Consider the following 14,004-nt stretch of genomic DNA (forward strand, 5'->3'; position numbering starts at 1 on the left):
CGGCATCAATCCAACAGCATCAGAAATTCCATTTCACACCGACCATTGCGGCGCTGTCGTTATAGCCTTTATTGCCCACCTGAACGCCAACGTTACCCCACAGATTCAGATGGGAAGTTACCTGACCTTCCACACCGACTTTAACTTCACCGATATTTTTCGCACCATTCTGACGGATATTCACACCATCCATTGTTGTACTAAAATCTCGGCTATTGTGGATCCAGTTGATCTCAGCAAAAGGCTGGAATTCGCGCGCTTTACCGTTGTCCATCTGATGATGGCTGTTAATCCAGGTTTTCAAACCCAAACGCGTCTGAAGATTACCGCTGCCGTTGCTGCTGACACGCGTCCCGTTGCTTTCAAGATGGTCGTCAGCGTCCACGCCCATCCACACAACCTGCGCCTGAGGTTGTACATACCATTCGTTCAGCGTCCCTTTGCTGCCATTGAACGCGCCCAGTTTCTGGGTATAGCCCGTTTCCAGTGAGGTCGTTACTCCGCTGGATTTATACGATTCACCCTGCAGATCATCACCCTTCACATGGTTATCGAACCAGTTGTACTGTACCCAGCTATCCAGATAAGCGCCGTTGTGTGACTCATCATTGGCATACCTGGTCGCATACGCGCCGACGCTATAGCCATTCACCGATCCCTTAGCATCGTATCCAGTACGTGAAGAGCGAGTGTTATTGTGTTCATTGCCATAGCCCGCCATCACGCCAAGATGCCAGCGATCTATCCCGTTTTGACTCCACTGAGCAATATCTCCCCCTAGTTGCAGCACATAGCGATTACTCTGGGTTTTCAACTGCCCGCTGCCATCACGCCAGCTATTGTGTCCTCCGACATGACGCATCCACATACTGGTAACTTTCTGCTCCCCGGTAAGTGCATCCGTGTACCGGGTCTCACCCTGACGATCGTGAAGTCGCGTGACGAACATATTGTTCGCTGCTGCCAGGTTAGCGGTGTAACTGCTACCTTCCGGACGCAGGTCCTTCCCGGTATCTGGATTGGGTTTCGGATCGGGATCCGGATTGGTTTTACCGCTGGTGAGGTACCAGTTGCCGCTGTTCTCATCCAGACCACGCCCCAGGGTATAATCGTAGGCACCCGCGACAATACGCCCCGCCTGGGTAAATTCACCGTTTGACTGTCCATCAACGTGAATCACCTCTATTCCGTCGACAGTCGCAGCCCCTTTACCGCCCGCATTCGTCACACTGACAGACGTTTTGCCGCTCGTATTGCCATTAATCACCAGCTTATCCGTAACGGAACTGTCGTCACCCAACGCCGCATTTAATGACAGATGGCCATCGTTACCGGTGTAGTTCCCCTTAACGACCAGTTGATTACCCGCCAGTTGACCATGAATACCAGTAACAAGGTCGCCGCTGTTCGACAAATCACCACCGACAGTAAACAGCTGAGGGTTGTCACTCACCACCGACCCGACCCGCAACATACCGCCGTTATCGATGCTGCCTGCTACTCCGCCAGAGCCGGAAAGCACTGCCCCGTCATGAATAGTGACCTGCGTACTGGCAAGTACCACCGGAGAGTCTGCGTGTCCCAGTTCCAGTCCACCTTGTTCGATAACAGTCTGGCCGGTCCAGGCCGCGTTATCGCCTACGGTAATGGTCCCTGCGCCTGTTTTGGTTACGCTTCCCTGACCGTAGATCTCATTGTCGAGTTGCCATGTGCTCTCACTGTTAAGTACCAGTGAACCAACATTACTGACTTGCGCATCGCCCAGATTTTCCGCCGTCGAAGCCGTAAGCCGGGAGTCCGCATCAATGGTGAACTGTCCGGAGAAATCACTGTTATTCCCAGCCAACACCACATCGCTGCCGCTCAGTTCTACCAACCCAGCATCACTGATATTGTTATATAGCGTGCCCGCGGATTTGCTCAGAGACAGCGTGCCCGCTGCGATGATATTTCCCACACCCAGACCAAGGGTATTATTCATCAACACACTTGCATCTTCTGCGATGGTTGTTTTAGCCGTCAGCGCACTGTTTTCACCGGTTACCGTCAACGTGTCGCCCATAATCTTCAGCTCGCCGTTGCCAGCTAGCGTACCGTCAACAAAACCACCATGTTGCAGCGTCAGGCTTCCACCGTTGATATTCAGCAACGAATCCGCCGTAGCAGACAGTTGATCAATTGTCTGGCTGTGACCATTCATATCAAAACCGGTTTCTGCTGCCAGACGTAACTCACTCGTTTGACCAAGAACGTTGTCGTTTTGCATCAGCAAATTACCACCACGAACATCGGTGATCCCGGTGTAATCATTATCAGTATTAGACAACGAAACGGTCTGCCCTTTCTGGCTGTCAATTGCCAGATCGCCATTACCCGTTACACGGGCACTGAGGTCTGCCGCATTTCCGCTATTACCATTCGCACCCAGGGTCAGCGCATTATCGCCAGACGCAAGAAGTTCAACCTGCGTCAGCCCGTAACTGATATACAATCCGTCATTATTCTCACCACTGGTAAGACGGTAATCATAGGTCCCTTCAGCGACAACCTCGCCGTTCTGACTGATAGAGGATTCGACGGCGTCACTGATAACCTTTCCGTTCTGGTCCGTCAGCGTCAAATTACCTGCGCTGCCGATAGTGTCCCCATCGCTGGAAACCAGTTGAATCAGGCTGTTACCATCATCCTGCTCCAGAAGAGTGATATGGGTATTCGGTGTGGGAGTATCGTTATTTATCATTCCCCCGGTGGTTACCTGTATCGTTCCCTTCCCTGAAACATCCAGATCTCCGGTGGTATGAACTGTTTTCGTACTTTCTGTCTGACCGGGGATAACATCTCCGAACACCAGCTTGCCACCATCAAACGCAAGCTCGTCAATAACCTGTTGACCCTTCCCAACACTGACCACACTTCCTTCACCTAAACTCAGCAACATATTTTTCAGTGCAGCAGTATTCGTACCCGCCAGAGAAAATAATGTGTCTTTAAGCGCCAGCGTGCCGTTGAAATTCTCGGTCACGCCGGAGGAGTTGAAATCAAAAGTATTTCCCGCTGTATTAATCTGAAGTACGCCCTGCCCAGTAAGCGCGTTAATAAACTGCCAGTCGTGATCTGCGTCAATCTCCAGTATGCCACCCGTCATGGTAATTTCATTTGTACCGATATTTTGTTGTTCTGAAATAACCAGCGTGGCAGGAGAGGCAATATCAAAACGCCCCTGAAAAGCGGAGTTATCACCGGACAAGGTAGAAACTCCACTCTCAGCATTTACTGAACCTGTACCGCTTATATCCGCATCGAGGACAAAATCCGTGCTGGTATGATTAAGTGTTAATACACCATCACCATCACCAAAAATAATTTTCTTAGTATCAATAATTCCTGCAACAGCCGCGTCAGCACCCGCTCTGGCTCCTACTGCCAGTTCACCACTGGACCTGAACTCTTGCGCAATAACAATATCTGGAGCACTGAGTGTTCCACTATCGGAGGCAACCGCCGTCCCCTTTCCCTGAAGTCCAACAACCATTTTATCCTTCGATGATATTATTGAATCAGCGCCCTTTACGCTCATCAGATTATCGTAGGCTTTAGTCGCCTCCATATTGCCTACCGAGATTGTGGCTTCACTATGGGTATGTCCGCCATTTGACGTGGTGAGGCTTCCGGAGCCATATGTTCCGACATGAATACTGCCCGCACTCCATATTTCACTGTCCGTACCATCAACACTCACAACACCTGATGTTTCTCCGGATGAAGATTCCTTGCCGCCAATCCATATGCCACCAGATTCATTGCGAATTTTTCCGCCATCAGAAATATTTATAAATCCGTTTCCTTCCCCGGCCCCCACCTGAATAGCAGCAGCATTTGTAGAGGACATAGTGACGAGACTTCCCTGGCCGGAAACATTAAGAGTGCCAGTCCCTTTATTGTTTTGTCCATCTTTGGACCCTCCAATATCAAAGGGATAGGACGTTCCCACTCCGCCAACTGTCAATTTCCCGCCATCAATAACATTTACTGTACCGGTAGAATCTTCCTGGCCAATATGGAAGTACTCAGCTAAAACGTCACCACCCTGAACAATATTCAGTACACCATCTGATTCATACCCAACTCTGATACTACTCACCTCATTAGAAGTATCATCCCATACGGAATCAATTGTAACTTCCTGGTTATTATTAATATCACTCGCTATTGCGCTTGCGGTACACAGCGCAGATATAACAGCGATAAACACTTTACTTAATTGCATAAACACAGCCTTACATAAAAATAGATACTGTGACGGATAATGACCTTTAGTCATATTAGTCACTATTTTCGTCACATATGAATGATGGTATAGCCAGTATTCTGGCTAGCAAATCCGGGCAAAAAAAAAATATCTGAGTGGCACCATTAATCAGGCATTTTATGATTAGCTATATTTTATGATTAATGCATCCACTGAAGCATCCTTAGGTACTATTTTTCATTCAACAGTAAAGCCAGAATATGGCCAAATATAAAAACATTCTCTTTTCCTGAACCAGAAAAGCAAAATCCAGTCCGTGATTATCCAACGACAATTCTCTTGTTCCTGAATTAATCGACTTTTACTTTGATGTAAAAGATTAGCCCCAAAATGCCTTCGAACACACCTGGTTCAAATCAGGTAAAATATTTCAGAGCACGGACATCTTATCGACACCCAAAATCAAATTCAACAACTTTTGAAAATAATATTTTTGTTGAATTTGCATTTTTCAATGTTTACTTTTATAAACAATGACATAAGAAAAACCAGCACGGTTATAAATGGGATTTATCTGCTTAAAAATTCTAAAAGTAAACTACTCCCCACCCAATAATCACACTAAAAATTATTCACGTGCTTGCTTTTACATCAGCACGTTGCTTAATTCCTGTGATCTTTAGACAAAATTTCACGCCAAAAACAAACATTTGTTGATAATTACAATTTTGTTTAATTTAAGACTAAACTGTGGTAACGTTATGGCATCCTCCCCCCCGATGAGTAAGACTAAAGTATGAGTATCAAGCGTTATGCCACCAGTAAACCCTTCCCTTTTTCCGATGCGGTTCAAGGGAATGGCATGGTATTTCTTTCAGGTCAGGTGTCTATGACTGAGGAGGGTGAACCACTGTATGGTTCTGTGACGGAACAAACGCAGAGGATCATGCATACCATTGTAGAAACGCTGAAATGTACAGGTATTTCGCAAGATAATGTCGTCAAAGTACAAGTATGGTTAAGTGATATGAAATATTTTGCTGAGTTTAACGCAGCATATTGCACGTGGTTCCCAAATGGTTACCCTGCAAGGACAGTAACAACCAGCCGCCTTGCCTTTGAATTAGATGTTGAGATTGAGGTACAGGCTGTCGCCTCGTAAAGAGACCATAATGAAAAAAGAACATGATCACTTAATAACTGTACTGAGCGCTTCACTGGAAGCTCTGCGCACAACTCTCCCCTCCAATACTGAAGCCGTATTGCACGATCTTACACAACCGGAAAAATCAGTTATCAGTATTGTCAACGGGCATATAAGTGGTCGGAAAGTTGGAGATGCCCTGTTATCAGGACCGGATGATGACGCGGGCTTTTTAGGGCTACTCGATACTTCGCAGCCCGTCCAAACCCGTGTATTCAGTGGATACACAACAACAACGATCGCAGGAACAAAGCTGAATAGCGCATCAACCATTTACTACAGTCAATCAGGTAGTCCCCTGGTGGCCTTTTGTATAAATGTTGATATTGAGGCAGTGGTACGGTTAAAGCGCGAGCTTGATTATCTTCTGCCAACACCTGTCGAGACAGAAAGTTCTGACAGTATCCCCAGAGATATTCAAGATAAGTCACTGGACGAAGTCCTTGCTCAATATCGACCAACAGGCTCAGAAAGCAAAACCAATTTTAGAAAGCGGGTTGTATCTGAAATACATGCAATGGGATTTTTTAAAATTAAAGGCAGCGTTAACCATGTAGCAAGAGCATTAGGCGTAACGCGATATACAATCTATAACTATCTGGACAAAATCAATGATGAATAATTTCATAACCAGTCTGCCCTTTTACCAGGTAGATGCTTTCACATCGCTACCCTTTGGCGGCAATCCCGCTGCTGTATGCCCACTGACGGCATGGCTGGATGATGATATTTTGCAATCGATCGCCACAGAAAATAATCTCTCAGAAACCGCGTTTTTCGTACCTGTTGAAGATGGGTATCATCTTCGCTGGTTCACACCGGCGACAGAAGTTGATTTATGCGGTCACGCAACGCTGGCAACATCATGGGTAATGTTCAATAAACTAAATCATCCTGGCAAATCTATTCGTTTTCATACGCGCAGTGGCATTCTTACTGTGACTCAGCAAGGTAATGAGTATTGCATGGACTTTCCGGCAAAGTCTGCCACAGAAATTGAAGCACCTGCAGGGTTACTTGACGCACTCGGGATCACCACCGGTGTGATTAGCGTATGGCAATCAGACGATCTGATTGTGCTGGTGGACGATAAAGCAATCATTGATAAGTTAACGCCAGACTTCAATAAATTGGCTTTATTTGACACCCGTGGCGTCATTGTCACTGCCGGGGATGAAGAGTTTGATTTTGTCTCTCGCTGGTTTGGACCGCAAGTCGGCGTAAATGAAGATCCCGTTACCGGATCAGCTCATACTTTTCTTGCCCCGTTTTGGGCATCACGGTTAGGCAAAACAGAACTGACGGCGCAACAAGGCGGCGCGAGGAAGGGCACATTGCGTTGCGTTGTAGGCGATAATCAGCGCGTAGAATTATACGGTACCGCCCGCTTGATGATTGAAGGAATGTTTCAGTTGTAATATCACAGCCTTGATATGTAATGGTGAGAATCTTCACCATTACTCATGCCCAAATAATAATATTCATCCCTCCATTGATATTGATCACATAATCAATAGAGATGGCAATATCATAAATGCGAATTTATAAATGACAGCAAACACAAAACTATCTTTTCCAGAAATAATGGCACTTGGCGGAATGACACTGGCTCTTTTTCTGGGTGCCGGAAATATCATATTCCCACCGTTAGTTGGTTTGCAAGCCGGCACAAACTCTTTAAACGCTGGTTTTGGTTTTATCATTACAGCAGTGTTATTTCCTGCATTAGCAATCCTGTCGCTGGCGATTAATAAAGGTAATATCAATGAGCTCACCAGACCATTAGGGAAATGGGCCAGCTTTATATTTATCGGAATTTGTTTTTTAACTCTTGGTATGTTATTTGGTACTCCGCGCACAGCTACCATTAGTTACGAAGTGATAACGAATGGAACCGCCGATATATGGTGGAAAAAACTTATTTTTTCTGTCGTTTTTTTTGGTCTGGCAGGTGCTATTTTGTCCAGGCCCGGAAAGTTACTTGAGGTGGTTGGTTTCATCCTGTCGCCGGTCAAAATTAGCGTGTTGATTTTCATTGGTATCTGCGCATGGTTTCACCCTATCGGTGAGATCACTACAGCGACGACCATATATGAAAAGCAGGCGTTCAAAGCAGGTTTTGTAAATGGCTATCAAACATTAGACGTGATCAGCGCGCTTTGTTTTGGGGCGATTATCTCACACACACTTAAGCAACGTAGCGTGACGCAGACTAAAGACATTTTCCGATATTCGGCTTCATCAGCACTTATTGCTGCGACCGGTCTGACTCTAATTTATATCTGCTACATATCAATGGGAGCACATACACCAGAGACGGGTGCAACAAACGGTATGCAAATTATGAGTGCATATGTTGAGATCGTATTTGGAACATATGGCCGGGAATTGTTGGCAGCCATTATCACCCTGGCCTGCCTTGTGACAGCGATTGGTCTGACGAGCGGCACAGCACAATTTTTCAGCCAGAATACGGGTATACCTTACAGCGTCTTTGTTGCGATATCGCTTATATCTTCAGCAGCAATTGCTATTCTGGGATTAAATTCTCTGACAACACTGGCGGTTCCTGTATTGAACGCTATCTACCCAGCAGTACTGATGGTTGTCGTTTTAGGAATCATTCGTAGATGGGTCAATATTCCTGATAATTTATACGGATTATGTTTCTACAGTGCGCTTGGCGTAGGTATTCTCAGTTTATTTGTAAAAAGATAAAAGCAGTCTCCATATCTAATAAAATAGTCGTTCATTGATTTATATGAACTATATATAAAAGAATGAGAGTGTAGGAAACCTGGTTAATCTATTGCACAAAAGGATCACATCACCGCGGGAAATACGCCACCGCTTTATAGCGGTTCGGCATTCTTTCAATTTCTTTGCGGTAAATAAAAATCCCATTAACAATATTCACCGGAGGATAAACCTCCGGTGGCAAAAACTGCGTATACAGTAATAAGCTCGTTTCACACTTACCGCTTCATCACTTTGGGTATTGTTGTCATTCAACCAATGAATGGGGAAAACACCCTGAGTGCGAGGGCAGCCACGACCGTTGCACTGCGGGATACACTTAAAGCACAGCATACCAGTACTGTGTCATGTCCTTGCTGCATCTGGCTGAGCTTCATCACGGCCTGGCGGATATCCCGTACATCCGGCGCCACCAAATCCATCAGCGGGTAAGCTTCCCAATGCCCTGCTTTGCAGCGGCCTTTATGAAATTCGGCCGTCAGATCGAGGACGGCGTCCTGCGCCACGGCTCTATCCGGAAAGCGGCCCAGTGCCACGCCGTCATAAATAACGTTGCTCAGAGATATTCGTCTGGAAAACCATTTTTTGGAAAGCCATGCCCCGGCTAAATAGGGGAACAGCAGTCAACGGGCAGAGAGGGATACATCGCCGTGGTTATTTTTCTGGAACACCGACACGCCAAGTCCGGCCTGGCCCGCTGCTACCATCAATACTGCCGTAGCAGGCCACAGCAAAATGAAGTAATGTGGAATGCTCCATCCCACCAGCACAGTATTTTATGGCGAGCCGCAAAGCTTACGCTGACGGGCACTTCCACCGCCAGTGGCCTTCAACAGGAATGGCATAGCTAATCAGCACCCCAACCACAATCCCGCTAACGACATCAATGAAATGGTGCTGCCAGGTGGTGAGAACCGATACCGCTATCAGCAAAAACCACGCATCGGAAAGCAGACTTGCCCCCTTCCCCAGATGCTGACGAAAGCGCAACCACAATAACCATGTCAGGATGATATGCAGCGACGGAGCCTGGTTATAGGGCAAATCAAACTGTTCAAGCTGCCGAAACAGCCAGCCAAACATCCCCTGCGTTTCCGGGCGAATGAAGGTAAATTTCAACGGAAAAAGGAGAAAGCCGATGCAGGCAATCAGCGATGCGGCGAGCAACCGCCAGCCATGGCGGGTCAGCTCCTGCTGTGAAGTACAGATAAACAGCGAAATGCCATACAGCAGATCAATGCTCCAGTAAGGCACAATGGTCCAGGGCATAAACGGGATAGCATGCTCCCAACCCAGGACCATGCTTCCCACATCATGACGTGTGGCCGTGAACTGATTCACCTGCCCATAACTGAGGAAAAACAGCGGTCCCAGCAGGAGCAGCCAGCACAGTCCCTGTTTCCAGAGGCCGACTTTGTTCTGCATGAGCGCGGACTCAGCCATGCTGCTTTCTCACGGCCAGCGAGACGGTGAAAATACCAAACTCATCAATCACCTGATGGCATTTCTCGAAACCCGCCTGCTCCACCAGCGTGTCCATCTCTTTTTGGGTACGCACACGCATCATCCACGGAATGCCGTTCTGGTGGCTGGTTAAGGTATAAGCGATGGTCTTCAACTGCGGATGCCACGGCTGCCCGGTGTAGACCAGCACGCCGCCAGGCGGGATTGCCGCAGCCAGTCCGGCGAGTGAGGCTTTGATTAAGGCATTATCCGGGAAGAGTTCATACAGCCCGGAAACGATCCCCAACGTTGGCGCGGGATCAAGCGTGGCGAGGGAATCATAGTCGAAAGCATTGCCCTTTTTGAACTGTGCGACGTGGCTTAACCCGCGCCCTTCAATCATGGCCTGGCCTTTTTCAACGTTCAGGTCGCTGTAGTCCCGCAGCAGGATGCTTTCGATATCCGGATATTTCTCCAGCGCGTCAAGCACATAGCGCCCGTGCCCGGCTGCAATATCCACCACGCGTACCGGCATTTCACTCTCTTTCAGCCGGGTGACCGCCTGCGCTATGATCTGCTGAATATTGATTTTTCGTACGCGGATCCCCTGCCAGCCAATGCTATTCAGATAGTGCCGGTCAATCATGCGCCCCAGAATACCGTTGCCTTCCGGGTAGTTACGATAGACATAATCCAGTGTGCTGCCGGAATCAAAGCCCGTCTCGTAGCCCAGACGCATCCCTTTTGAGAGTCTGCCGACCGTTTTCATGCCATAGCTCAATGAGGAATAGAACATGCCCTCCAGAGAGAGCGCTTTTGGCGGTGCCTGCAGTTCGCGGTACGCATCTGCGCTCGAACTCCACTGGTCCTCATGGCTGTAATCGAAGGTGTAAGGTTTTGCCGCATAGAGCTTATCGATAAAGATTTTCATTTTATCGAAGGCCAGGACGCGATCTTTTTCGCCCAACGTATCGTGATAGAAACCAGGCAAAATATGCTGCTCTTTGATAGCGCTGCGCAGACCGGCGTAGAACTGTTTCTGTGGCTTTGCGTGCACCACAAAATCATCGCCGGAGATAAGTAATTGGGTCGGCAGCGTAATGGCGGCAGAGTCGGACACAATACGCTCAGCCGTTTTGTAGAGATCAAGAAGGATGTTCACGGCGATTGCTCGCGTGATGAGCTTATCCTGCTCAAAGCTGGCGACACGCGCCGGATCGTGGGTGAGGAATTTCCCCTTCACGTACGAGTTGACGTAGAACAGGCCGCGGATACGCTGCATCAGCCCAAGGCCCGTGCGGGCAAACGGCACATACAATTTGACCTTAAAAGCCGGAGAAGCCAGCACCATCCCCCGAATTTTCGGCGCATAGTCGTGAACCCAGGTGGAGACCAGCACTGCCCCCACACTCTGCGCAATCACCACGATATCCTCAAGGCTGACCTGCACGTTCTTCGCCACGAAGCGCACAAACTCATCCACGTCCAGAACAGAGCGAGCCAGACTCGGGCTGTAACCACGAGCCCCCGGAGACTGACCATGGCCGCGAGCATCCCAGGCGTAGAAATGCGTATCGGGCATGGCCAGCTCATCGACAATGTGCTGCAGACGCCCGGAATGTTCATGCCCACGGTGAAACAGCACGATCACTTTCTTACCGCTGCCTTCCGTTGCAGGCCAGTGGCGAAAATAAAGCGACTCACCATCGCTGGTGGCAAATGTACTTTCCTGAAATATACGTGCTTCCTGACTCATGTGATTTTCCTTGTCGCCTGCTGTTGTAATGTGACGAAACGAGTGAATAACAACTGTTTAAACATGGCGTTATCCGCGTCATAAAACAGCGGTTCGTCGATGAAGATGTCGATAAAAAACGGCACGGGGATTTTCTGCCCTTTGCCCATTGAGCGATCCAGCCCGTGCATATAGACGGGGATAATCGGCACCTCCGGGCACTGCTGGCTCAGATGCCAGATGCCGGATTTGATTTCTGAGAATTTCCCCGGTTCGCCGCGCGTACCTTCGGGGAAAATAATCACAACTTTCTTTGCTGCCAGCGCATCGACGCAGGCCTGCAGCGGATTGGCCTGATGAGCTCCGCGATAAACAGGAATGATGCCGAGAAGATCCCGCCAAGACAGTAATACAGCATGTGCAGGGAATCAGGCATTTATGACCTCCAGCGCGCTGCGACAGCGGTTGATTGAGGTCCAGGCCAGCAGCACTGCAGAGATACCCAAGACGATATTGGCGATGAGGACGTACTGCGGCCAAAGCGCGATAAACAAACCTAAAGCCCCCAGCACAAAGGCGCGGTCACTTTTTCCCATCGGACCACGATAATTTCGGCAGCCCGTCAGGGTCTGGACGATAACGCCGCAAAACTCTGTCAGCCACGACATCAACACTGCGCCGAGGACCACCGAGAAAATTGCTGCGCTGACGGTGACCAGGTTAGCTGTCACACCTCGAATAAAAAACACGCGGACTAATGCTCGTAATAAATCCTGAAATCTTGGTTTAATATCGTAAAGAGTCATATTTTTATTTGACAGTCCATTTATCAGAAAAAAATCCACTATCTGACATTTCAATATTTATTGCCATTGATAAGATGTAGCGAAATTTCATTTCTGCACGTTTTAACGATGGTAGCAATGACGTCAGATGACATCACCATCAGTTTAATGGCGTGCAGTTATACCTGCACGCATTCTCATTAATCTTCCTCGATAGTGTCTTTTGTACTCACGACGCTGTAAGAAATGCCATCTGACTCACATTGATTATCACGAACGTTTTTCTGTACGGCGATTGCGCCAAACAGGCACAGAAAATAAGCGATCGCATAAAATCCTTTTTCACTGGGTAATAAATCCGCATTCCATAGACCTATTGCCAACAAAATAATGGAGATAGCAAAGGAAGCCACGCAGGAAACATAATAAATCTGGCTCGTCAGGATCCCTTCTATACGATCCCGCACGGTTTTCTGTAACGAAATGGAAGAGAATACACCCAACAGCATGACCGCAAAATAATAGCCCTTTTCATTCAGCATCATATCTGAACGCCACAGCCCGATCAGATACACCAGAATACCGCCGACCAGTGCCATCCAGGACATGATATTAAATGCTGGCGAAGATGTTTTTACGTTAGATTTCATAAACAATTTCCGTCCTTATTTTTTAGATTGGGTGAACCCCATGATTAAATCGTGCATTAGTTTATTCGTTTCAACGTGGACGTCTGGTAAATTAAACCAGCAGTCCCTCTGGAAGGTGTCGCCTCCTTGTCAGTCGACTATTCAGGCTATTGCCTGGCCATCAGTGCAGTAAAATGACGCCATAGACCGTTAATACAGCAACACCGCCGAGGAGATACAGAGGAGAAAGCACGACATCAGTTGCCACAGCGACCGGATAGAGAAGGCGTTTTGCTGATAGAGTATTATTGGTATAGAAATTTACCTTAATCGGATGGTTAAATCGAAAAACGTCAGCAGGGACGTGAGTCTTTTGATGTATCGTTCCCGCCAGCCCGGAGAGCCTGATTTCACACTCACCAGCACCTTTATGATTACCAGTGCAATACCACTCTGATAATTTGAGAGTACTTAAGATTAGAGCCTTCTCAGCTAGATCGCGATAACTATATTTCAAGGTAATCTCCCCGCTGAACTGATTTTTTTCTTTGTTCAACGTAAATGCAGCTTCTTCAGATACTCTGATGCGAGCCTTATCAATTTTGCCGGTCACCAGCGCACGCAAAAAATCACCCGCTCCGGAAGTAAGGGCATAGTCAAAATTAATTCCAATAAATACCCAGCTATAATTTTCCTTTCCTGATTCAGTGATGGTTGCTGCAGTGATCACATCATTGTTATATAACGCCCGGCCATTTTCATGTTCTTTTATGTCATTTTTCAGTTGTTTTGTTGCACAACCCGATAAAGCCAGCACAGTCAGTACTAATGAAAGACCATTAACCATTTTCCTTGCAAAATTATTCAAAATCATTCCTTTTATAAACAACATTAACAGCTCGGAACTATCGATTGACGCCCCCTAATCCGGGCTTAATTTCATTATATTGGGGCTTAACTCCCCTTCTGCTATTGACTGTTTAGCCAGGTAAATACGCAGTGTTTAGCGTTTTCGTTGCTGCATCGATTTCTTTCCTCAACAGCAAAATAGCTGCAGAGGTAACCGATACTAACGTTCCAAAAGACTATTAGAAGATCGGTTCACAGCACGCTTACCCATCTGAATAAATTTAGTGGCCAAATTGATGGCCACCTTTTTGAAATAGCGATTTACGCCTGAACGTCAATCGTCAAAATATCAG

Annotated in this window: 9 protein-coding genes and 2 pseudogenes; 4 read left to right on the forward strand and 7 right to left on the reverse strand. The window is 47.4% G+C overall.

The window, feature by feature from the left end:
* Positions 1–19: 19 nt before the first annotated feature.
* Positions 20–4,267 (reverse strand): autotransporter outer membrane beta-barrel domain-containing protein, encoded by a 4,248-nt coding sequence (locus OGX95_RS01330; RefSeq protein WP_286628042.1) that lies wholly within the window; start codon positions 4,265–4,267, stop codon positions 20–22.
* 778 nt (positions 4,268–5,045) lie between these two features.
* Here OGX95_RS01330 and OGX95_RS01335 point away from each other — a divergent pair.
* The 4 genes from OGX95_RS01335 to brnQ all read left to right on the forward strand — a co-directional run bounded on the left by OGX95_RS01335 (position 5,046) and on the right by brnQ (position 8,171).
* Complete coding sequence (locus tag OGX95_RS01335) at positions 5,046–5,411, forward strand: RidA family protein (RefSeq protein WP_286628043.1); 366 nt, start codon at positions 5,046–5,048, stop codon at positions 5,409–5,411.
* Between the two features lie 10 nt (positions 5,412–5,421).
* Entirely contained in the window at positions 5,422–6,075 is a 654-nt protein-coding gene (locus OGX95_RS01340; protein ID WP_286628044.1) for a helix-turn-helix transcriptional regulator, read from the forward strand.
* The gene (locus OGX95_RS01345; RefSeq protein ID WP_286628045.1) at positions 6,065–6,871 is read left to right on the forward strand and encodes a PhzF family phenazine biosynthesis protein; all 807 of its coding nucleotides are present in this window, start codon (positions 6,065–6,067) and stop codon (positions 6,869–6,871) included. Before OGX95_RS01340 ends, OGX95_RS01345 begins: the two co-directional genes overlap by 11 nt.
* Positions 6,872–7,001: 130 nt before the next feature.
* Positions 7,002–8,171, forward strand: coding sequence for a branched-chain amino acid transport system II carrier protein (brnQ, locus tag OGX95_RS01350; protein ID WP_286628046.1), 1,170 nt, complete (start codon positions 7,002–7,004; stop codon positions 8,169–8,171).
* Positions 8,172–8,488: 317 nt separating this feature from the next.
* Here brnQ and OGX95_RS01355 read toward each other — a convergent pair.
* From OGX95_RS01355 to OGX95_RS01380, 6 genes and pseudogenes are all read right to left on the reverse strand, one after another.
* Positions 8,489–9,653, reverse strand: a pseudogene (locus OGX95_RS01355) (phosphatase PAP2/dual specificity phosphatase family protein); the annotation flags it as partial.
* Positions 9,646–11,409 (reverse strand): bifunctional alpha/beta hydrolase/class I SAM-dependent methyltransferase, encoded by a 1,764-nt coding sequence (locus OGX95_RS01360; RefSeq protein WP_286628047.1) that lies wholly within the window; start codon positions 11,407–11,409, stop codon positions 9,646–9,648. The gene OGX95_RS01360 and the pseudogene OGX95_RS01355, both read right to left, overlap by 8 nt.
* Positions 11,406–11,777, reverse strand: a pseudogene (locus tag OGX95_RS01365) (lysophospholipid acyltransferase family protein); the annotation flags it as partial. The pseudogene OGX95_RS01365 and the gene OGX95_RS01360, both read right to left, overlap by 4 nt.
* 39 nt (positions 11,778–11,816) lie before the next feature.
* Entirely contained in the window at positions 11,817–12,194 is a 378-nt protein-coding gene (locus OGX95_RS01370) for a hypothetical protein (RefSeq protein ID WP_286628676.1), read from the reverse strand.
* A gap of 179 nt (positions 12,195–12,373) precedes the next feature.
* Entirely contained in the window at positions 12,374–12,823 is a 450-nt protein-coding gene (yiaA, locus tag OGX95_RS01375; protein WP_286628048.1) for an inner membrane protein YiaA, read from the reverse strand.
* Between the two features lie 160 nt (positions 12,824–12,983).
* Complete coding sequence (locus tag OGX95_RS01380) at positions 12,984–13,670, reverse strand: YidX family protein (protein WP_286628049.1); 687 nt, start codon at positions 13,668–13,670, stop codon at positions 12,984–12,986.
* Positions 13,671–14,004 lie beyond the last annotated feature (334 nt).

The organism is Citrobacter sp. Cu233 (assembly GCF_030332225.1).
Taxonomy (GTDB): domain Bacteria; phylum Pseudomonadota; class Gammaproteobacteria; order Enterobacterales; family Enterobacteriaceae; genus Citrobacter.

Bases quoted from the DNA above. Each gene is read 5' to 3' on its own strand.
- OGX95_RS01335 (WP_286628043.1), top strand. From the start codon at position 5,046: ATGAGTATCAAGCGTTATGCCACCAGTAAACCCTTCCCTTTTTCCGAT.
- OGX95_RS01360 (WP_286628047.1), bottom strand. From the start codon at position 11,409: ATGAGTCAGGAAGCACGTATATTTCAGGAAAGTACATTTGCCACCAGC.
- OGX95_RS01340 (WP_286628044.1), top strand. From the start codon at position 5,422: ATGAAAAAAGAACATGATCACTTAATAACTGTACTGAGCGCTTCACTG.
- OGX95_RS01370 (WP_286628676.1), bottom strand. From the start codon at position 12,194: ATGACTCTTTACGATATTAAACCAAGATTTCAGGATTTATTACGAGCA.
- OGX95_RS01330 (WP_286628042.1), bottom strand. From the start codon at position 4,267: ATGCAATTAAGTAAAGTGTTTATCGCTGTTATATCTGCGCTGTGTACC.
- brnQ (WP_286628046.1), top strand. From the start codon at position 7,002: ATGACAGCAAACACAAAACTATCTTTTCCAGAAATAATGGCACTTGGC.
- yiaA (WP_286628048.1), bottom strand. From the start codon at position 12,823: ATGAAATCTAACGTAAAAACATCTTCGCCAGCATTTAATATCATGTCC.
- OGX95_RS01345 (WP_286628045.1), top strand. From the start codon at position 6,065: ATGATGAATAATTTCATAACCAGTCTGCCCTTTTACCAGGTAGATGCT.